General features: G+C 42.7%; 16 protein-coding genes and 1 riboswitch. Of the genes, 11 read left to right on the forward strand and 5 right to left on the reverse strand.

Annotated elements, in window-relative coordinates; genetic code table 11:
* Positions 1–65: 65 nt before the first annotated feature.
* Complete coding sequence (gene gdhA / locus A8F94_RS21515) at positions 66–1448, reverse strand: NADP-specific glutamate dehydrogenase (protein WP_066205469.1); 1383 nt, start codon at positions 1446–1448, stop codon at positions 66–68.
* Between the two features lie 178 nt (positions 1449–1626).
* Here gdhA and A8F94_RS21520 point away from each other — a divergent pair, with 178 nt between their 5' ends.
* Positions 1627–2532 carry a LysR family transcriptional regulator gene (locus tag A8F94_RS21520; protein ID WP_066205473.1) on the forward strand — a complete coding sequence of 302 codons (906 nt, stop codon included), beginning with the start codon at positions 1627–1629 and terminating at the stop codon, positions 2530–2532.
* 92 nt (positions 2533–2624) lie between these two features.
* Here A8F94_RS21520 and A8F94_RS25965 read toward each other — a convergent pair whose 3' ends face one another.
* Positions 2625–2792: a hypothetical protein gene (locus A8F94_RS25965; protein ID WP_175384492.1), complete on the reverse strand. Its 168-nt coding sequence runs from the start codon at positions 2790–2792 to the stop codon at positions 2625–2627.
* A gap of 328 nt (positions 2793–3120) precedes the next feature.
* Between A8F94_RS25965 and A8F94_RS21525 the strand changes: the two genes are divergently transcribed.
* Genes A8F94_RS21525 through sucD form a run of 4 tightly spaced genes read left to right on the forward strand, consistent with a single transcriptional unit; the run spans position 3121 to position 9360 of the window.
* Positions 3121–5955: a 2-oxoglutarate dehydrogenase E1 component gene (locus tag A8F94_RS21525; protein ID WP_066205475.1), complete on the forward strand. Its 2835-nt coding sequence runs from the start codon at positions 3121–3123 to the stop codon at positions 5953–5955.
* Between the two features lie 18 nt (positions 5956–5973).
* Complete coding sequence (gene odhB, locus A8F94_RS21530; RefSeq protein WP_066205481.1) at positions 5974–7251, forward strand: 2-oxoglutarate dehydrogenase complex dihydrolipoyllysine-residue succinyltransferase; 1278 nt, start codon at positions 5974–5976, stop codon at positions 7249–7251.
* A 27-nt stretch (positions 7252–7278) separates the two neighbouring features.
* Entirely contained in the window at positions 7279–8439 is a 1161-nt protein-coding gene (gene sucC, locus A8F94_RS21535) for an ADP-forming succinate--CoA ligase subunit beta (RefSeq protein WP_066205488.1), read from the forward strand.
* Positions 8440–8454: 15 nt separating this feature from the next.
* The gene (sucD, locus tag A8F94_RS21540; protein WP_066205490.1) at positions 8455–9360 is read left to right on the forward strand and encodes a succinate--CoA ligase subunit alpha; all 906 of its coding nucleotides are present in this window, start codon (positions 8455–8457) and stop codon (positions 9358–9360) included.
* 148 nt (positions 9361–9508) lie between these two features.
* Here sucD and nspC read toward each other — a convergent pair whose 3' ends face one another.
* Together nspC and A8F94_RS21550 are read right to left on the reverse strand one after the other, a co-directional pair.
* A complete protein-coding gene (gene nspC / locus A8F94_RS21545) occupies positions 9509–10636 on the reverse strand; it encodes a carboxynorspermidine decarboxylase (protein WP_066205493.1) in 1128 nt (375 codons plus the stop codon).
* Between the two features lies 1 nt (position 10637).
* Positions 10638–11837, reverse strand: a complete 1200-nt coding sequence (locus A8F94_RS21550) for a saccharopine dehydrogenase family protein (RefSeq protein ID WP_066205496.1) — start codon at positions 11835–11837, stop codon at positions 10638–10640.
* 654 nt (positions 11838–12491) lie between these two features.
* Between A8F94_RS21550 and A8F94_RS21555 the strand changes: the two genes are divergently transcribed.
* Entirely contained in the window at positions 12492–13529 is a 1038-nt protein-coding gene (locus tag A8F94_RS21555) for a hypothetical protein (protein WP_066205501.1), read from the forward strand.
* A 90-nt stretch (positions 13530–13619) separates the two neighbouring features.
* Entirely contained in the window at positions 13620–14291 is a 672-nt protein-coding gene (locus A8F94_RS21560) for a YdeI/OmpD-associated family protein (RefSeq protein ID WP_066205503.1), read from the forward strand.
* A gap of 40 nt (positions 14292–14331) precedes the next feature.
* Here the strand turns inward: A8F94_RS21560 and A8F94_RS21565 are convergent, their stop codons facing one another.
* Entirely contained in the window at positions 14332–15168 is an 837-nt protein-coding gene (locus A8F94_RS21565; RefSeq protein WP_066205506.1) for a TetR/AcrR family transcriptional regulator, read from the reverse strand.
* A 98-nt stretch (positions 15169–15266) separates the two neighbouring features.
* Here A8F94_RS21565 and A8F94_RS21570 point away from each other — a divergent pair, with 98 nt between their 5' ends.
* From A8F94_RS21570 to A8F94_RS21590, 4 genes are all read left to right on the forward strand, one after another.
* A complete protein-coding gene (locus A8F94_RS21570) occupies positions 15267–18350 on the forward strand; it encodes an efflux RND transporter permease subunit (RefSeq protein ID WP_066205509.1) in 3084 nt (1027 codons plus the stop codon).
* 613 nt (positions 18351–18963) lie between these two features.
* Positions 18964–19146, forward strand: a riboswitch (Lysine riboswitch).
* A 103-nt stretch (positions 19147–19249) separates the two neighbouring features.
* Positions 19250–20092, forward strand: a complete 843-nt coding sequence (locus tag A8F94_RS21580) for a transporter substrate-binding domain-containing protein (RefSeq protein WP_066205514.1) — start codon at positions 19250–19252, stop codon at positions 20090–20092.
* 59 nt (positions 20093–20151) lie between these two features.
* Positions 20152–20925 (forward strand): amino acid ABC transporter permease, encoded by a 774-nt coding sequence (locus tag A8F94_RS21585; protein WP_066205517.1) that lies wholly within the window; start codon positions 20152–20154, stop codon positions 20923–20925.
* Positions 20926–20936: 11 nt separating this feature from the next.
* Positions 20937–21677 carry an amino acid ABC transporter ATP-binding protein gene (locus A8F94_RS21590; RefSeq protein WP_066205520.1) on the forward strand — a complete coding sequence of 247 codons (741 nt, stop codon included), beginning with the start codon at positions 20937–20939 and terminating at the stop codon, positions 21675–21677.
* Position 21678: the final 1 nt, after the last annotated feature.

Here is a 21678-nt window from a genome sequence, read left to right on the forward strand (position 1 = left end):
TAATGCATAGTTAAAATACAAAGGGGCGATTGCTCCAATCGAAAGCAATCACCCCTCATAATAAATTAAATGACTCCCTGTGCCACCATAGCATCAGCAACCCTTATAAACCCAGCAATATTAGCGCCGACAACAAGGTTACCAGGACAACCATACTCTCCTGCGGCATTGACGGTGTTTTGATAAATATTCACCATAATTTGCTGGAGTTTTGCATCGACTTCTTCAAAAGTCCAGGATAAACGTGCACTATTTTGTGCCATTTCCAATGAGGAAACAGCGACGCCACCTGCGTTGGCTGCTTTGCCAGGAGCAAAGAGAACCTCATTTTTTAAAAACACCTCGATTGCTCCAAGTGTAGATGGCATATTTGCTCCTTCACCGACAGCCTTCACTCCATTGGAAACGAGGATTTTCGCCGATTCTTCATTAATTTCATTTTGCGTCGCACATGGGAGGGCTATATCACAAGGAATGGACCAGATACCTGATGACCCTTCTACATACTGTGCCTGTGGATGTTCATTTACGTACGCACTTATTCTTTTCCGATCGACCTCTTTCAGTCGTTTCACTGTATCAAGATTGATTCCGTTTGGATCGTACACATAACCATTTGAATCACTGCATGCAACGACTTTGGCACCCATCTGCTCCGCTTTTTCTATTGCGTAGATGGATACATTGCCGGAGCCAGATACAATAACAGTACTATCTTTAAAGGAAAGCCCATTGTCTTTTAGCATTTCCTCGACAAAGTAAACAGTACCATAACCTGTAGCTTCGGTCCGTGCTAAGCTTCCTCCGTATCCAAGTCCCTTTCCTGTCAGGACACCAGCTTCATACGCGCCGCGAATTCTTTTATATTGTCCAAACATATATCCAATTTCCCTTGCGCCTACACCGACGTCTCCAGCTGGCACATCAATATCAGGCCCAATATGCCTGAAAAGCTCTGTCATAAAACTTTGAGAGAACCTCATGATTTCTCCATCGGATTTTCCTTTTGGGTCAAAGTCGGCCCCACCTTTACCTCCACCAATTGGCTGCCCTGTAAGGGAGTTTTTGAAAGTCTGCTCAAAACCGAGAAACTTAATAATGCTGGCATTCACAGAAGGGTGGAAACGCAAGCCGCCTTTGTATGGTCCAATGGCACTGTTAAATTGTACACGAAACCCTCGGTTCACTTGAACTTTTCCCTGATCGTCCACCCAAGGGACCTTGAAGGTAATAAGCCTTTCCGGTTCAACAATTCTTTCAAGCAAGTTTTGCTCCATGTATTTTGGATATTTAGCGAAAACAGGCACGAGGGAATCAAAAATTTCTATAACTGCCTGATGAAACTCGTCTTCATAGGGATTACGCTTTTTCACTGTTTCAAATACTACATTGACATATTCTTTGGCCGCTTGTATTTCGGCTGATTTGTGTTCAAGTGATAGAGTCATCTTTGCATAGCACCCCTTTGGAAAAAGTGTATATCCTTTAATTTTTCCTACTATAGACTTCGTACGCTTCATTATTTTGATTTTATTATTGTATAATTGATAATTAATCTAAACAATATGAAAATTAGATGAGAATGATGCCGAAAAGAGATGAATAAAGATAAAGGGGGTAAAAGTATTGGAGTTAAGACAGATACAGTATTTTATTGAAGTCGCTAAACGGGAGCATGTAACAGAGGCGGCTTTGTCATTGCATGTGGCACAGTCCGCTGTAAGCAGGCAGATTTTTAATCTGGAATCCGAACTCGGTGTTGCTTTATTTATCCGGGAAGGGAGGAATGTAAGATTAACCCCTATTGGAAGAGTTTTTTTGGGGCATATGGAAGAAGCCATGAATGTGATTCAGTATGCGAAGCGGGAAATTCAGGAGTACCTTGACCCTGAACAAGGCAGTATCCGTATTGGATTTCCAAGCAGTCTTGCTGCCCATACGCTGCCTACAATTATATCAGCATTTCGGGAGCAGTATCCCCGTGTAAGGTTTGAACTAAAACAAAGCTCCTACTATGACTTGATTAATGGGGTGGTTAAGGGGGATATGGATATGGCACTGCTTGGCCCAATGCCAAAACAGGAAAAAAGGATTAAGGGAAAAACTTTATTTACAGAAAACATCGTTGCCCTATTGCCGCTAAATCATCGTTTAGCGAGGGAATCGTCAATTGCACTGAATCAATTGAGGGAGGACTCCTTTATTTTGTTTCCAAAAGGATATGTCCTGCGTGACGTTGTAGAAAATGTCTGTAAACAGATCGGCTTTTCCCCAACTGTTTCATTTGAAGGTGACGATATAGACGCTATAAAAGGATTGGTTTCGGCTGGCTTGGGAGTCACGCTTATACCAGAAGTTACATTGATTGAAAATCTGCCGCGTTCAACTGTCAGGGTTCCCGTGGTCGAACCCCAGCCTACTCGTACAGTAGGCATCATTATACCAAGTGAGCGTAAGCTTCCCCCAACAGAGAAAATATTTTACGAATTTATTTGTGATTTCTTTGCGAGGCTGAATAGATTTCAAATGTGATGGTTTAAGATATGGTTCACGAGGTTTATACAGAGACCAACACAAAGGCTGTTCCAAGTAATCACTTGGAACAGCCTTTTCAAGTTAAACCTTTAAGCATCCTGGTTCGTATAGGCTCTTTGCTCTTTATCCTTCTGCTTTTTAGCCTGATTTGCATTGGCGCTTCCAAATTCCTTGGAGAATTCGGAATCCTTTCTGCTGGAATCAAACCCCTGCTTGTTCTTTTGCTCCGGGTCATTTTTCTTTGTCCGCTTTGCCATGTTGTTTGCCTCCTTCTGCACTATAGTATGGAAAAAGAAGAATGAAATATTCACTTAAGGGAATCAAAAACATATGGGGGCTGAATAATTAGCAAAGGCATGGTTTTTAAAAAGGAAGTGAAGCATCTGATTAAGGAAGCCTGATTGTAAAGTCCTGAAGGCGAACATTGCCCCCGAACGGTATTCCGCAAAAACACTATAAAGGAGTTGTTAATCAAACTCTTTTTGTAAAGGGATAATGGATTGGCTTTTTCCAAGACAAGTAAGTTGCAAATCTTATCGAAGATTGCGAAAATTGTTTTAGTAAGATAACAAGGGGTGTAAAAATATGAGTAATCCAATTAGCCCGTGGAACAACGTCCATGGAGTTAATCTTGGTTATTTGTTGGAACAGTATGATTTGTTTGTGACTAACTCAGAATTAGTGGATGAAAGCTTAAGAAGATTATTTGCGGAGTGGGGAGAACCGGAAATTAAATCTTCACAAATGAATGAGCAACATCAGCAGCAAAATGTATCCCCTCAATTCATTTACAAGAAAATGAAAAAGCTTACAAAGGTATTGGAGCTGGCGGAGAATATACGAACAAAGGGCCATTTGGAAGCGAATATTTATCCATTGGAATCCAGGCCATCAACGGATCTGATTACGCTGTCCCACTATGGTTTAACTGAAGCCGATGTGAGAGAGGTACCTGCGGAACTCATTTGTCCGGAGAGGAAAGGCCAATTTTCAGATGGATTAACTGCGATTCAATTTCTTAAACAAGTATATACGGGCAATAGTGGATTTGAATTTCAGCATGTTGAGCCAGAAGAGAGACAATGGCTGCAGCAAAAAATTGAAAATGAGTTTAGTAGACCTGCAGTTCAGGCATCGAGGAAAGCAGAACTATTAAGGAAACTTTACAAAGCGGAAGGATTCGAACAATTTATTCAAAAAACCTATGTTGGCCAAAAACGTTTTTCTGTCGAAGGGTTGGAAGCGCTTGTTCCTGCCATTGAAGAAGTCGTTCATTTATCTGCAGAAGCTGGAATTAAAAATGTCATGATTTCCATGGCGCATAGAGGAAGGTTGAATGTTCTCGCGCATGTGTTGGAAAAACCATATGAAGCCATTTTTTCACAGTTTCAACATTCAACATGGGTGAACGATAACCCTGATTATTCTGAAACCATTGGTTCTACTGGAGATGTCAAGTACCATATGGGTGCTGTGAAGAATAGGCAATTCGGGGACAAGCGGATTAAGGTGATCCTGGCAAACAACCCAAGCCATTTGGAGTTTGTCGGTGCAGTTGTAGAAGGATACACAAGGGCCGCTCAAGATGATCGTTCTGTAAAAGGATACCCAAAACAGGATACTTCGAAAGCGCTCGCTCTAGTAGTGCATGGGGATGCAGCATTCCCAGGCCAGGGGGTTGTCGCAGAAACGCTGAATTTTTCAAGAACGAATGCGTATCAAACTGGCGGAACCATTCACATTATTGCAAACAACCGGATTGGCTTTACAACGGAAAGTGAGGATTCACGATCAACGCGATATTCCAGTGATCTGGCAAAAGGGTTTAACGTTCCGGTTGTCCATGTCAATGCGGATACGCCTGAGGCATGCCTGGCAGCTATTAGGTTAGCGTTTGAATATCGTCAGAAATTCAATAAAGATATAGTAATAGATTTAATTGGATATAGAAGGCTAGGCCACAATGAAATGGATGAACCAATGGCCACTAACCCTGTAACATATAAGGTGATACGGAGCCACCCAACGGTAACCTCTTTATACAAGCGGCAACTGATAACAGAAAAGTCTGTAACCGACGAGGAAATCAAGCAGATTGAAACAGAGGTAGCAGCAGGGTTCACCCAGGCATATGAAAAAGTCGATAAGAAACCTGCTGAGGTTCGGCCCCTTTCTGAATTACAAGCAGAAGATATCCATGAAATAGCGAAAATTGAGACTGCGGTTGAAAAAGAAGCTTTAACACAAATTAATTCGGAGCTTCTTAAGTGGCCGGAAGGATTCAATGTGTTTGGCAAACTGCAAAAAATATTGAAACGCAGATTGGATGTTTTTGAGAATCATGGAAAAATCGATTGGGGCCATGCGGAAGTATTAGCGTTTGCATCCATCTTAAAGGATGGCACACCAATTCGGTTAACGGGACAGGATACGGAGAGAGGGACGTTCTCCCACCGCAATATTGTTTTATCGGATGAAAAGACGGGAGAAAAATATAGCCCATTGCATAAAATCAGTGCAGCAAATGCGTCCTTTGCTGTTCATAATAGTACACTATCGGAAGCAGCGATACTCGGATTTGAATACGGATACAATGTGATTTCCCCAGAAACACTAGTGTTGTGGGAAGCTCAATTTGGTGATTTTGCAAATGGTGCGCAAGTTATTCTTGACCAATTTATTTCTTCCGGACGTTCCAAGTGGGGCCAAAAGTCAGGAATTGTGATGCTGCTGCCACACGGTTATGAAGGACAGGGGCCTGAGCATTCCAGTGCTAGATTGGAACGTTTTCTGCAAATGGCTGCTGAAAATAACTGGACTGTTGCGAATGTATCGTCTTCCGCACAATACTTCCATCTTTTAAGAAGACAAGCAGCGATTTTGAACACAGATGCAGTAAGGCCGTTAGTCTTAATGGCTCCAAAAAGCTTATTGCGAAATCCTTCTGCAGGTTCTTATTTAGAGGAATTTACAAATGGCCACTTCAAAGCGTATATTGAGCAGCCAGGACTCGGAACCGAACGGGATCAAGTAGAACGTATTGTCTTCTGTACAGGACGCCTGGCAGTAGAGCTAGGTGATCATGTGAAAGATTCGGAAGACTTTAATTGGCTGGATATTATTAGAATCGAAGAATTATATCCTTTCCCAGCGGAACAAATTAAGAAGGTTATCCAGCAATACAAAAACGTAAAGGAAATTGTTTGGACCCAGGAAGAACCGCAAAATATGGGGGCCTGGAGCTATATTGCCCCACATCTGCAGCAGTTGTTGCCTGATTCTATGAAAGTTTCCTATATTGGGAGACCAAGTATGTCCAGCCCTTCGGAGGGAGATCCAATGGTTCATAAAAACGAGCAGACAAGAATTATCAACTCTACATTAACAAAAACAGAAAAAAAGAAAACTGTCCATGCTTAAGGAAGGAAGTGTAAGGACATGGCGAAGATCGTCATCCCTCAATTAGCTGAATCAATAACAGAAGGAACTATTGCACAATGGATTAAACACCCTGGTGATGTTGTTTCAACAGGAGATTATATTTTGGAACTGGAAACAGATAAAGTGAATGTTGAAATTACCTCTGAGTTTAGCGGAGTTTTAAAAGAAATTTTGAAGGATGAAGGCGATACAGTAGTGGTTGGGGAAACAGTTGCAGTGATTGACGAAGCTGGCAATGGTCCTGCAGCCCAAGTAACCGAAGCGCCTGACGCAGAAGAAATACCAGCAGCAAAAAAAGAGACGGCCACCGAGGAAAAACCGGCAGCAAATGAAGCGCCAACTGCTGGCGTTAAACCTGATTCAACTAACAATGTTATTGCTTCTCCAGCAGCAAGAAAGTTAGCGAGAGAACGGGGAATTGATCTGCAAAAGGTTGTTCCCCAGGATCCGCTTGGAAGGGTACGCCAGCAGGATGTATTGAATTATATGCCTGAGCCCCGTCCGGCTGCCAGTCCGGAGCCGGCTCCAGCACAGCCAGCAGTACAACAAACAGGAGCCATTGAACAATCTGGTAAACCGGTGGAAAGAAGAAAAATGTCGCGCCGCCGCGCTACAATTGCCAAAAATCTTGTTGAAGTCCAGCATACGGCAGCGATATTAACCACATTTAATGAAGTAGATATGACTGCGGTAATGAATTTAAGAAAGAAAAGGAAAGATGCTTTCCTTAAGGAACATGATGTAAAGCTTGGATTTATGTCATTTTTTACAAAAGCGGTGGTCAGTGCGCTTAAAACGTATCCGTTGCTGAATGCAGAAATTCAAGGAAATGAACTGGTGATTAAGAAGTTCTATGATATTGGAGTTGCTGTTTCTACCGAAGAGGGCCTAGTTGTTCCTGTGGTGAGAGATGCTGACCGGTTGAACTTTGCTGAAATAGAAAAGGAGATTGCCAGTCTCGCACTAAAGGCAAAAGAGTCAAAACTTGCTTTATCTGATCTTCAGGGCGGCACATTCACAATTACAAACGGGGGAACATTTGGATCATTGTTTTCTACCCCTATTTTAAATGCCCCGCAGGTTGGAATATTAGGTATGCATTCTATTCAAAACCGGCCTGTCGCTGTAGACAATGAAACAATAGAAATCCGTCCTATGATGTATATTGCCCTTTCCTATGACCACCGTATTGTCGATGGAAGGGAAGCAGTTGGATTCTTGGTTAAAATCAAGCAATTACTGGAGGATCCAGAGAAATTACTACTAGAATCATAGAAAGATTTACCTGCTAGGAGGCATACTATGAATATTCATGAATATCAGGGAAAAGAACTCCTTAAACAATACGGGGTTTCAGTCCCGAAAGGAAAGGTAGCGTTTACTGTAGAGGAAGCAGTGGATGCTGCAAAAGAGCTCGGTTCAAGCGTATGTGTTGTGAAAGCACAAATCCATGCCGGGGGAAGAGGGAAGGCCGGCGGAGTGAAGGTCGCAAAGAATCTTGAAGAGGTCCGCCAATATGCATCGGAGATACTAGGGAAGACACTTGTTACCCATCAAACAGGTCCTGAAGGGAAAGAAGTGAAACGCCTGCTTATTGAAGAAGGCTGCGATATAAAAAAAGAATACTATATTGGTTTAGTACTTGACCGTGCAACTTCCCGAGTTGTGTTGATGGCTTCCGAGGAAGGCGGCACAGAGATTGAAGAGGTAGCAGCAAAAACACCTGAGAAGATTTTCAAGGAAGAAATCGATCCAGTCATTGGTTTGACTCCCTTCCAGGCTCGCCGAATCGCATTTAACATTAGTATTCCGAAAGAGCTTGTAAACAAAGCGGTTAAATTTATGTTGGCCTTATACAATGCCTACATTGACAAGGATTGCTCCATTGCAGAAATCAATCCGCTCGTTATCACTGGCGATGGACAAGTACTTGCTTTGGATGCGAAATTGAACTTTGACTCTAACGCTTTGTATCGCCATAAGGACATCCTGGAGCTTCGGGATTTAGAAGAGGAGGATCCGAAGGAAATTGAAGCATCTAAGTATGATTTAAGCTACGTTGCATTAGATGGAAATATTGGATGTATGGTGAATGGTGCAGGTCTTGCCATGTCAACAATGGACATCATCAAGCATTATGGCGGAGAACCTGCTAATTTCCTTGATGTTGGTGGCGGTGCAACTGCAGAAAAAGTAACAGAGGCATTTAAAATCATCCTTTCTGATAAAAACGTCAAGGGAATTTTTGTGAATATTTTTGGCGGGATAATGAAATGTGATGTCATTGCGACGGGCGTAGTCGAGGCTGCCAAGCAGGTTGGGTTAAGTGTACCTTTAGTCGTGCGTCTCGAAGGTACAAATGTTGACTTAGGCCGAAGAATCCTTGCTGAATCGGATGTTGAGATCATTGCAGCGAATTCAATGGCGGACGGTGCCCAGAAAATCGTTTCATTAGTGGGGTAGAAAGGAGACAAAATAGTGGGTGTTTTTATAAATAAAGATACAAAAGTTATTGTTCAGGGCATCACAGGTTCTACAGCCCTTTTTCATACAAAACAAATGCTCGAATATGGTACGAAAATTGTCGGAGGTGTCACCCCCGGAAAAGGGGGAACTGAAGTTGAAGGTGTACCTGTTTTTAATACAGTTAAAGAAGCTGTAGAGGAAACAGGAGCTAATGCATCTGTCATCTATGTTCCAGCCCCGTATGCGGCAGATGCAATTCTGGAGGCAGTGGACGCGGAGTTGGAGCTGGCAATCTGTATCACGGAACATATTCCTGTTTTAGATATGGTAAAGGTTAAACGTTATATGGAAGGTAAGAAAACGCGTTTGGTTGGGCCAAACTGTCCTGGTGTGATTACTGCTGATGAATGTAAAATTGGCATTATGCCAGGATATATCCACAAAAAAGGCCATGTTGGTGTTGTATCCCGTTCAGGGACACTCACATATGAAGCTGTCCACCAATTAACCCAGGCTGGAATTGGCCAGACAACAGCAGTTGGGATCGGTGGAGACCCAGTGAATGGAACAAACTTTGTTGATGTGTTAAAAGCCTTTAATGAGGATCCTGAAACATATGCTGTTATTATGATCGGGGAAATCGGTGGAACTGCTGAAGAAGAAGCCGCCGAGTGGGTGAAGGAAAATATGACGAAACCAGTTGTCGGCTTTATTGGCGGAAGGACAGCACCTCCCGGAAAACGGATGGGACACGCAGGAGCCATTATATCTGGCGGAAAAGGAACAGCAGAGGAAAAGATCCGCGTAATGAATGAATGTGGAATTGAAGTAGCAGAAACACCAGCTGTCATGGGTGAAACATTAATCAAGGTTCTAAAAGAGAAAGGCCTCTTGGAAAAGTGTAAAACAGTATCATAATCCTTTAAAACTTGAATTCTTCTGTTTCTTGGGGCTGTTTCATAACAGAGGGTGGAACTCCTCAACAAAATACCCCGAGTTGAAAAGAGAATACAATAAAAGCCCGGACTTTTAGTATAAAAAATCCGGGCTTTTATTTTTTAGCTGATTAAGCAAGCCTCATTGCAAAGTCTTGATAGCCGAACTTTTGAACGACTCTGCAATTACCGTCTTTGTCCTGGATGGCGATGGCCGGGAGTGGCATACCATTAAAGGTTGTATTTTTAACCATTGTATAAATGGCCATGTCACCAAATACCAAGCGATTGCCAATTTCCAAAGGCTTGTCAAACGAATAGTCACCGATGACATCGCCAGTCAGGCAGGTTTGTCCGCCAAGGCGATACAAGTAGGGCTTTTCGCCAACTTCGCCTGAACCAAGAAGAGGGGGGCGATAAGGCATTTCAAGGACATCCGGCATATGGCAGGATGCCGAAGTATCAAGAATGGCAATATCCATTCCGTTCTTAACCGTATCAAGGACAGTCGTTACCAAGTAGCCGGCATTGAGGGCAATGGCTTCCCCTGGCTCAAGGTAAACTTCCAGGCTGTACTTATCCTGCATTCGCTTAATGCATTTTTCTAGGAGCGGGATATCATAGTCTTCCCTGGTAATATGATGTCCGCCTCCGAAATTAATCCATTCCATTTGAGAGAGCCATGGCCCAAACTTTTCTTCAACAGCGTTCAGGGTTAACTCCAATGCATCCGAATTTTGCTGGCAAAGTGTATGGAAGTGCAGGCCGGAAACGCCATTCAGGAGGTCGGGGCGGAAGTGTTCAATCGTAACCCCAAATCTTGAACCTGGTGAACATGGGTCATAAATTGCATGGCCTTCTTGTGTTGAGCATTCTGGATTGATTCTCAAACCAACCTTTCTGCCAGCTGCAAGAACCTTGTCCTTAAATCTTTCAAGCTGCGTGTTGGAGTTGAAAATGATATGATCGCAAATCTCAATGATTTCATCAATTTCATCATCCCGGTAAGCAGCTGAGAAGACATGATTTTCTTTACCCATTTTTTCATAGCCAAGACGGGCCTCGAACGGGCCGCTTGCTGTAGTGCCGCTTAAATATTCTCCAATTAGAGGATATAAAGATGTCATTGAGAATGCTTTCTGGGCTAATACAATCTTGCATCCTGTCCGCTTCATGACGCCATTCAGGATTTTAAGGTTTTTTTCCAAAAGGCCTTCATCTACTACATAACAAGGAGTTGGCAATTCTTCAAATTTCATCTTAGTCCACAAGCTTTGGGTCAAAGCTTTCCTTCCATGGGAGTCCCCATTTGTTCAATGCCTCCATGAATGGGTCTGGATCGAACTCTTCGATATTAAAGACCCCTTTGTAATCCCATTTGCCGCTCATCAGCATCATCGCACCGATCATTGCCGGTACGCCAGTGGTGTAGGAAACTGCCTGAGAACCAACTTCCCTGAAGCATTCTTCATGGTCGCATACATTGTACACGTAGTACACTTTATCTTCTCCGTCTTTTTTGCCCCGGAAAATGCAGCCGATATTGGTTTTACCCTTTGTACGAGGCCCGAGTGAGGCTGGGTCTGGCAATACAGCCTTAAGGAATTGAAGCGGAACGATTTGCTTACCTTCAAATTCGATTGGCTCAATCGAGGTCATCCCCACATTCTCAAGGGCCTTAAGGTGAGTGAGATAGCTTTGGCCAAATGTCATGAAGAAACGGATGCGCTTAATGCCCGGGATGTTTTTAGCAAGAGATTCGAGCTCTTCATGATATAGAAGGTACATGTCTTTCTCGCCAACTTCAGGGAAGTCATAAACACGCTTGATTTCCATTGGCTTTGTCTCAATCCATTCGCCGTTTTCCCAAAACCTGCCATTTGCAGAAACTTCACGAATATTGATTTCAGGATTGAAGTTTGTTGCGAATGGGTAACCATGGTCACCTGCGTTACAGTCAAGAATGTCGATATATTCGATTGTGTCGAAATGATGTTTTAGTGCATAAGCAGAAAACACACCAGTTACACCGGGGTCGAAGCCGCTGCCAAGAAGGGCAGTAATGCCAGCCTCACGGAACTTTTCATGGTAGTCCCATTGCCATTTATATTCAAACTTTGCCGTATCTTCCGGCTCATAGTTTGCTGTATCCATATAATTTGTCTTCGTTGCCAGGCAGGCATCCATAATCGTCAGGTCCTGGTATGGTAAAGCAAGGTTCATAACGATATCTGGCTTTACTTCATTAATCAGGGCAATCAATTCATCAACATTGTCTGCATCAACTTGGGCAGTAGTAATTTTTGTGCCTTTGCCATCGAGTTTTGCCTTTAACTCATCACATTTTGATTTCGTGCGGCTTGCGATACAGATTTCCTCGAATATTTCACTATTTTGAACGCATTTATGAACTGCAACTGAGGCTACCCCGCCGGCGCCAATAATAAGTGCTTTTCCCATTTCCTAATCTCCCAACTAATTAAATTTTGACAACTTGCCGAAACAACAAAAAAAGCAAGTGCAATACGCATAATGGCGCACAACACTTGCTTTGATATATTTATCCTATTAAATAAGCAGACATATCCATGGCGAAAAAGCCAAACTGATACACGGACCCTGGGCTTTTTTAAAACTTCAGGGAGAAAGCTCATTAATATTCAACATATCGTTTAGATCAGAGTCTATATAGCAAATAATTACTTTTACCACTCTTATTGACCGTTTCACAAGTTGTGTGCATATGCACTGGTTGTAAAGTAACCAACTTATAAAATTTGAGCTTTTAACTCAATCAATAGGGCAACTAAAGTTGCCAATCGGCATTTGACCCGGCTGTCCGTATGGCCTTAACTTCTTCATGAAAGAGGTGGTCAAAAATTATCTGCTTGGAGAGACCCCTGATAGATAGTGAATTCTCAGCCTTCCAATTAATGCTCTTATATAGTATCAATATATTTTTAAATAGGCAATGAGGAAAAATAAAAAAATTATAAATGAACCAGACTAATAGACTACGGAAAAGGGTGGAGATAATAGAAAATTATGTAAATAGTACTACCGTATGTTAACATAGTAGTTAATTAGAATGATTGCGAAGCGGGAGGGAGAAGATTGGTAAAGGATTTACAACAAACCGGGGTAGAGGAAGAACTGCTTGAGTTACGGCGCAAGATTAATAAGGATACGATCAAGTCAAACTTTAGATCTAAGTTTATTGGCGGAATTAATGAAAAGGATGTACAGGAATACTTAGACAGCATTGAGGCGAAATATCAGCAAATGGAACAAGGCCTGAAGCGGAACATGCAAGAGATGATGGCATCCCGAAACAAACTTCAGAGGGAACTGGAGCACCATAAGGCTGAGGCGCTTGAGGAAAAGCTGAACCTCCAGGAAAAACTTGAATTGGCCCAAAGGGAACTTTCCTTTTATAAAGAAAAATACAATGCTGTTCATTTGATAAATGAACAGCAGGATCCGAAAGTATTGGAATTGGAAAATCAAATTGGCCAGATGGCAGAAGAGCTAAACTACCTGCAAAACCAAGCTGCCAGTGGCAGAAAGGAAAGAGAAAGGCTACAGGAATACTCGAATGAACTCAAGCAGGAAAACAGGTCTCTTAAGGAAAAACTTGCTGAGCTGGAACAGCATAGCCTTACTGCAAACAATCTTCAGCTGGAAAAAACGAAGTATGAAAAGCTTTTGATGGACCTTGAGCTATATAAGAGAAAACAAATCAGCCTGGAGCAAGCACTGGCAGAAAAATCAGCCGAAATCGAAGAGTGGCGGAATAAGTATGAAACAGTGGAAGAAGAGCTCATGCTTGAAAAAGCGAGAACATCAGGCTCCAAGATAAACGAGTTTAAAAATGATTTGTTCCATGTGTATCAACGATTGGAAACTTTGACTCAAGAACAGGTCAAACTGAATGAAGAATTACAGCAGCAGGTCAAATTCGAGCAATTCCGTGCAGAACAAGCAGAAAACCGAATGGCTGAACTGACTAGGCTGATTGCGGAGATAAAAGGGAAACTGGACAGTGAACAGAATCAATTTGAACGTCAGATGAGGGAATTCGCTGAACGGCAGCGCCATTTCCGTGCGGAACTTGCAGCCAGCTTACATTCTCTCCAATTAGAAGATGCATAAGTTTAGGATAAAATAAGCTGCGCTAATTGAAACCGGATTGGGCAAGACTGTAGAATCAAGGTACGTTTTATTCGTATAGGAGTTATAAATATGGCAAAAACGATTGTAGAAAAGTTGAACTTGCACAAATACGAAACACTTGCTGTTCTGGATATGCCAGAGGGAAAAGACTATCTGCCAGGACTAGAAGGTTATGATACGAGGTTGAGTGAAGGGAAGTACGATCTCATTTTTGCATTTGTGGCCAATATGGAGTCACTGAAGAATCTTGTCCTGGCTGTTGCAGATAACCAGAGATTGAATAGGAATGGTTACTTGTATATCGCTTATGCAAAAAAGGGAAACAAGGTGTACGATACATACGTCCACCGGGATGATATTCTTCCGGGTCTTGGCGCGGCTGAAGATGGATATGTTGGCAGCAGTACCATTAAGTTTTCCCGTATGGTGGGATTGGATGATGTTTTTACTGTTGTCGGCCTCAAGGAGGATGCGAAGGGGAAAAATTCCAGAGCAATGAAGCCCAGCCAGTCGGTGGATGATTATATTGAGTTCATCACGGAGATTGAAAAGGATCTTTCGGACACTCCTGATTTGTTGGATTTTTATAAGAACCTTACTCCAGGGTATAAAAAGGACTGGGCCCGTTATGTCTATAGTGCGAAACAGGATGCAACAAAAGCGAAGCGCCGCGGGGAAATGAAGGAAATCCTAGCTGCAGGCTTTAAAACCAGGGACCTTTTCAAAGCGGGGAAGAAATGAATAATAGTAGCGCCGGCCATATAATCAAGCCGGCGCTTTTTTATATCTTGTAGTACTGTCTTAACAAGTAGGACACCCATTTGCAATGCGGGTGGTTGCGAATGTTCTCAATCAGGCCTTTGACAATGGTTGTGCTGTACAAAGGCTCCTCGAGATTCTTTGCTAACAAAGACAGCGATTCTTTTTCGACAGGCTCTTCAATTTCAACGCTTTTTTCGTGAAGCAGTTCAATCAATTGATCCCTGGAGATCTCCTCATTCAACGGGCGGAGAAGTGTTTCATATAAATCTTTTGTAATAAAAGGCACGGATACGTTTAGTGCCAGCAGGTTTGTTTTTTCAACGAGTGACCTGCATAGGAGCTCCATATCAGGTGAAGGAATATTAAACAAGATGAATAACTGGGAATAGGTATTCAGCAGCGCCTTAATTGTAAGGATTAAGTCATATTTAATATCGTCAATCTCTTCGCCATACAGCCTCTCAATCATTGTTTGAATGCTTTTCTCCATCTTATTATCATAGTCCCGCATTTTCAAAAAAAGCTCCTCATTTAGGGACTGCATTTGCTCCTTAATGAGGATTTTGGCAAAATTAGAGCGTTTATGAAATGTATCAAAAGTAGAATAGTAAAATTCGTATAAAAGGCTTTCAGTCGGCCCTTCTTTTTTGACTATATAGTCAATATCTGATACAAACTGCATCATAAAATGATCAATCAATGCCGAAATCAGCTCGTCCTTGGACTTGAAGGATAAGTAAAAGGCCCCCTTGGAAATCCCACAGCGTTCTGTGATTTGTTGGACTGATGTAGCTTCAAAACCCTGCTCCGCAAAAAGTTCCAACGCTTTTTCCATTATTAATTGTTTTTTAATCATTTTTCATCTCTCTCCTAGTTAGCCTCATTGACAAATGACCGGTTAGTCATTAGTATAAGTAAATGGGTAAGTTAAGTCAATAAAGGGCAGGTGCACCAGTGAAGGGATTAGTTAATTTTGTATTAAAGAATAAATTGGCTGTGTGGCTATTAACGATTATTGTAACAGTATCCGGAATTTATTCTGGAACACGTATGAATATGGAAACGATACCCGATGTTACTATACCGTATTTAATGGTTATGGATGTTTACCCAGGTGCCACTCCTGAGAAAGTCATGGAAGACGTCTCCATGCCAATTGAACGGGCAGTTGAAGGGCTAGAGGATGTCAAGGCTATCTATTCCAATTCATATTCCAATATGTCCAGTATTCAGGTTGAATATGAGTATGGAATTGATATGGCTGAAGCAAAACGGGCATTGGAATCCGCCTTAGATGCAGTTGAGCTTCCTGAAGGCGCTCAGGAGCCGCAAATAACGGCTTTAAGCATGAATATGATGCCAGTTGTGGCGTTAAGTGTGAGCAGTACGGAAGAGGACATTGTTGAACTTACCTCAACAGTTGAGGAGATCCTTCTCCCTAAGATTGAGAAGCTTGACGGTGTAGGTTCGGCAACGATTACCGGCCAGCATATTGAAGAAGTAGAGTTAACCTATGATGATGCCAAACTTGAGCAATTTGGTTTAACAAAAGATAAAGTGAAAGAAATAATTCAAGCCAGCAATCTTGCTGTTTCTCTTGGCCTATATGAGTTTGAGGAAGGTGAAGAGGCTGTTGCGGTTGATGGGAAATTCATGACAGAGGATGAGTTGAAAAACATGCTCATTCCAGTGACTCCATCACAGAGCAATCCATCACCCTTTGTCAAACTTAGTGAAATTGCCAAAATTGAAACAGTCGGCCGAGTACAATCTGTATCACGCACAAATGGTGAAGATGCGATCGCAATCCAGATTGTAAAGGAGCAGCAGGCCAATACTGTTGATGTCGTAAACAGTGTGAAGGACTTGATTGAAGAAGAAGAGGATAAAATCGATGGCCTTGTGATTGATGTTTCCCTTGACCAGGGAGAACCAATCGAAGAATCGGTAACAACAATGGTTGAAAAAGCAGTCTTTGGCGGACTGATTGCCGTCTTGATCATTCTCCTGTTCCTGCGGGATGTAAAGTCTACCATTATCTCAATCATTTCTATCCCGGTTTCCATTTTCATGGCATTGCTGCTATTAAACTGGATGGAAATCACACTCAATATTATGACTCTTGGTGCAGTCACCGTTGCAATCGGGAGGGTTATTGATGACTCGATTGTCGTAGTCGAGAATATTTACCGGAGGCTACATCTGAAGGATGAAAAATTGACAGGCAGGGCCTTAATACGTGAAGCAACGATTGAAATGTTCAAACCAATTTTCTCATCAACATTGGTAACAGTAGCCGTATTTGCGCCACTTATTTTTGTCGGTGGCATGGTTGGGGAATTATTTGCTCCATTTGCTTTAACGATGACTTTTGCACTTGGCGCTTCGCTGCTTGTTGCGATTACGATTGTACCTGCTCTGTCACACACCTTGTTTAAGAAAAAGCTTTATAGTGAAAAGACAGAAAGCAGCCATAAAGAGGCAGGTAAGCTTGCAAACTGGTATAAAGGCGTCCTTGATAAGGTTCTTAACCATAAAGTGATTACATCTATTATCGCCATTGTCCTGCTCGCTGGAAGTATTGCCTTAACTCCGTTGATCGGGTTTAGTTTTCTGGGCAGCGAAGAAGAAAAGGTTATGTATTTGACTTATACACCTAAAGCAGGTGAACTGAAGGACGAAACACTTGAAAATGTAAGAGCTGTTGAGGAAGAGCTTCTTAAACGTGATGATATTGATATTCTGCAGATTTCCGTAAATGAAGAAGGCGACCCGATGTCCGCGATGATGGGCGGAGGCGCTGGCGGTGCGCTTATGTATCTGATCTTTGACCCGGAAATGGATCATTTCCCTGAAGTTCGTGAAGAGATTGAAAAATATGTTACGGATATTAGGCAATCGGGCGAGTGGAAAAGCCAGAACTTCTCAGCGATGTCGCTTGCTCCAAATGAAGTCAGCTATACCTTCTATAGCGAGGACCTCAATAAGCTGAATGAATCGGTTAAGAAGGTAGAGGCTATCATGAAGGAAAATGAGAGCCTGAAGGATGTCAGCTCCTCTGCAGAGGATGCTTTTGTTGAATATACGTTCAAAGTCGAGCAGGATGAGCTGCTTCAGTACGGCCTAACAGCTGGCCAAATCGTAATGATGCTTAACCCTCTCAAGACAGAGGAAGTTGTGACAACAATAGAGAAGAACGGCAATTCGCTTGATGTGATCGTTCAGCAGGAACAGGCATTACAGCCGAAATCAATTGAGGAAATGCTGTCTACTCCTGTTCCGACTGCTCTTGGAAAAACAATGCCGTTATCAGAACTGGTCACAATCGAGGAAGGAACGACATTGAATACTCTAGCCCGAAGCAAGGGTGAATACTATGCGACTGTCTCGGGTACTGCAACCGGCAAGGATATTTCAAAGGTAACATCCGATGTGCAGAAAGAAATTGATAAACTCGACCTTCCGAAAGGTGTAACTGTAGGGGTTGCAGGGGTTCAAGCGGACATGAATGAGACGTTTACCCAGCTTGGAATTGCCATGCTTGCAGCTATTGCGATCGTATACTTTATCCTGGTGGTTACATTCCGGGAAGGTTTGGCACCGTTTGCCATCCTTTTCTCGCTGCCATTTACAGTCATTGGTTCATTCGTCGGTCTCTTGATTGCGGGTGAGACGATTTCAGTTTCTGTCATGATGGGTCTATTGATGCTGATTGGGATTGTTGTAACGAATGCAATCGTATTGGTCGACCGGATCATTCACATGGAGCGTGATGGATTAAGCATGCGCGAAGCTATACTTGAAGCGGGATCAACACGGCTCCGTCCGATCCTAATGACAGCCATAGCAACAATCGGTGCGCTTATCCCTCTTGCAATCGGCCAGGGTGGCGGCGGCCTGATTTCCAAAGGGCTTGCTATTACGGTCATCGGCGGTTTAACCAGCTCCACGTTGCTTACGCTCATCGTTGTTCCGATTGTATATGAAGTCCTTTCAAAGCTATTTAAAAAGGACCGCAAGAACGAAGAGGAAAATTAAAAAGCTTTCTATATATATTGAAGTTTTAAAAACACTTTTTTGCAGATCAGTTGATTGGAGTGGAAGGCACGAAGCTCGTTCGAAAATGCAAAAAACGCATTTTCTCCTGCGGTGCTTTTTCAGGGAAGATTACTCAATGTCCTGCGGGAGCAGCGTGACAGGTGGAACCCCACAGACGCCAAAGTCGGCGAGGAGAAGAAATGCGGAGGCGACTGCCCAGCTCCGACAAGCGCTGGAGGGCCTGATGCAGGAGTCGTTCTTTGACTTCAGCTGAAGGACCGAAGCGACCTCGAGGAGCTAGGAGCCGCAGCTAGACAGGCTCACCGCACGCCCCGCGGAAAGCGAAGTGCCTCGCGAAAGGCAAAAGGCGCCTGTCTCTGCAATGATTATTCATAGGAGCTTCCCTTTGTGGAACGGAAATCAACAGACAAATTTTTAAAAAATAATTTCAATTTATATATTAAAAAAGCCAGGTAAAGTAGGAATTCCTACAGATACCTGGCTTATATTATTTTAGGAAAGAAATACCGTTTTTTTAAAATAGTTCCGTTTGACAGAATTGCAATAGTAGTATAGCCTTATCAATATAATTTAATAGTAACCTCACTTTTAACAGTGAGGTAGAGGCGCGATATTTAACAGTCCATAGATGAGCTCGAGAAAGCTGGGATTCTATGGAGAAGGAAATGTCGCCGAAGTGGGCAATATTCTCGGTATTGCTTGCTGGGTCTGCAGTGAATAACTGCAGGACTGTCTCAGTGAACTCCCAGTTCATCTGAGTTGTGCTATCTCATTCGGGATAAAGAGAGGGAATCTGTGCTTGCGTACATATATGTGCGGCCTGAGTCTATCTCAGGCCGCTTTTTGTATTCAAGCACGAAAAAAATGGAGGAGAAACGATGAATAAGAGATTTTCAGTCATTCTAGTAGTTATGTTATCTGCGGTTCTTTTACTGGCAGCTTGCGGCTCCAGTGAGAACAGCGGTTCTGGATCAGGCTCATCCGATAAAGATACGTTTAAAGTAGGCCTTGAAGCAGGGTACGCCCCATTCAACTGGACACAGATGAATAGCGATAATGGTGCTGTAAAAATTTCAGGTGCATCTGAATATGCTGGAGGCTATGATGTTGAAATTGCGAAGCGAATCGCAGATGGGCTTGGCAAGGAACTTGTTATCGTCAAAACCGAATGGGACGGCCTCGTTCCGGCACTTACATCTGGCAAAATTGACGCAATTATCGCAGGAATGTCACCGACTGCAGAGCGAAAAAAGACAATCGACTTCTCGGATAACTATTATAACTCAAACCTTGTTATGGTAGTGAAAAAGGGCAGTAAATATGAGAAGGCAACATCGATTCAAGACTTTAGTGGTGCCAAGGTTACTGCGCAATTGAATACTTTCCACTATTCAGTTATCGATCAGATTGACGGAGTGAAGAAACAAACAGCTATGGATAATTTCCCTGCTATGAGGGTTGCTCTTGAATCAGGCATGATTGATGGTTACGTGTCTGAACGTCCAGAGGCAATTAGTGCGTCTTCGGCAAACGGTAATTTCGTCATGGTTGAATTTGAGGAAGGCTTCAAAACTTCTGCTGATGATACGGCAATTGCAGTTGGGCTAGAAAAAGGAAGCGACCTGACTGATAAAATCAATGAAATTCTTAGCGGTATTTCCGAAGAAGAACAAACTGCGATTATGGATGAAGCGATTAAAAACCAGCCCGCTGCTAAGTAAAAAGGCGATTATAAAACCGGCTGAAACCAGCCGGTTTTATAATGGAAAGGAGAAGCTGCATGAGTATTCACTGGATTATTAGTATAATCTCTGATTATTGGCCGATGTTTTTGCGTGGTGCAGGCATTACGCTTTTGATAGCCCTGATAGGTACAATTGTTGGGGCGTTGATTGGCCTTATGGCTGGGATTGTCCGGACGATTCCTATGCCGGATAAAGGTTCAAAACGTGTTCTATTAAAAACGGTAAACATTCTTCTTTCAATTTATATTGAATTTTTCCGGGGAACGCCGATGATTGTCCAGGCAATGGTCATTTATTATGGATCAGCAATGGCATTTAACATAGATTTGAATGTCCTGGTCGCGGCATTGATCATTGTATCGATTAATACAGGGGCCTATATGGCGGAAATCGTCCGAGGCGGCATTCTTTCAATTGATAAAGGCCAATTCGAGGCAGCTCAAGCGATTGGGATGACCCATTTTCAAACAATGATGAATGTAGTACTTCCGCAAACGATCCGGAACATCCTGCCGGCAACAGGAAATGAATTTGTTATCAACATTAAGGATACATCCGTTTTGAATGTCATTTCAGTTACCGAACTGTTTTTTCAAACAAAATCGATTGCCGGAAACAACTTCAGGTACTTTGAATCATTCTTTGTAGCAAGCTTGCTTTATTTAATTATGACATTCACGGTAACGAGGATTTTGCGCTATATTGAAAGAAAAATGGATGGCCCTGACAACTATCAAATGATCATGATGGGGAACCAGATGCAAGTTGAAACCCCTGATGATATTGCAAAGAAAACGAGAAGGAGCTAGGGGGGATAGCCATGGAAACAATCATTGATATTCGGCATTTAAGCAAATCATTTGGGGCGCATGAAGTCTTGAAAGATATTAACTTCTCGGTTGGTAAAGGGGAGGTTGTTACCATTATCGGGTCTTCTGGTTCGGGAAAATCAACCCTCCTTCGCTGTGTCAATCTTCTTGAGATGCCAAGCGGTGGAGAAATCATTTATAAGGGTGAGAATATTCTCGATGAAAAGCATGACTTGGCTTTGTATCGGACAAAGCTCGGAATGGTCTTTCAGCAATTCAACTTGTTTAACAATCACAATGTGTTAAGCAATTGTACGGTTGGCCAAATGAAGGTGTTAAAAAGATCTAAAGAGGAAGCTGAACAAATCGCCTTGAAGTATTTAAAAGTAGTTGGTATGGACCGCTTCATCAATGCCAAACCGAGCCAGTTATCAGGCGGCCAGAAGCAGCGTGTGGCTATAGCGAGGGCGCTATCAATGGAGCCAGATGTGATGCTGTTTGATGAACCGACCTCCGCGCTTGACCCCGAAATGGTTGGAGAAGTCCTAAAGGTGATGAAGGAGCTTGCCGAATCAGGATTGACCATGCTGATTGTAACCCATGAAATGGGCTTTGCCCGTGAAGTGTCGGACCGGGTTGTCTTTATGGATAAGCGAGTCATTGCAGAAGAAGGCCATCCAGAACAAATCTTTACAAATCCAACACAAGAACGGACAAAGGAATTCCTGAAACGGACATTAAACCAGTACTAGG

Origin of the sequence: Bacillus sp. FJAT-27225, from assembly GCF_001685025.1 — a bacterium.
In the GTDB taxonomy this organism is placed as follows: domain Bacteria; phylum Bacillota; class Bacilli; order Bacillales; family Cytobacillaceae; genus Bacillus_D.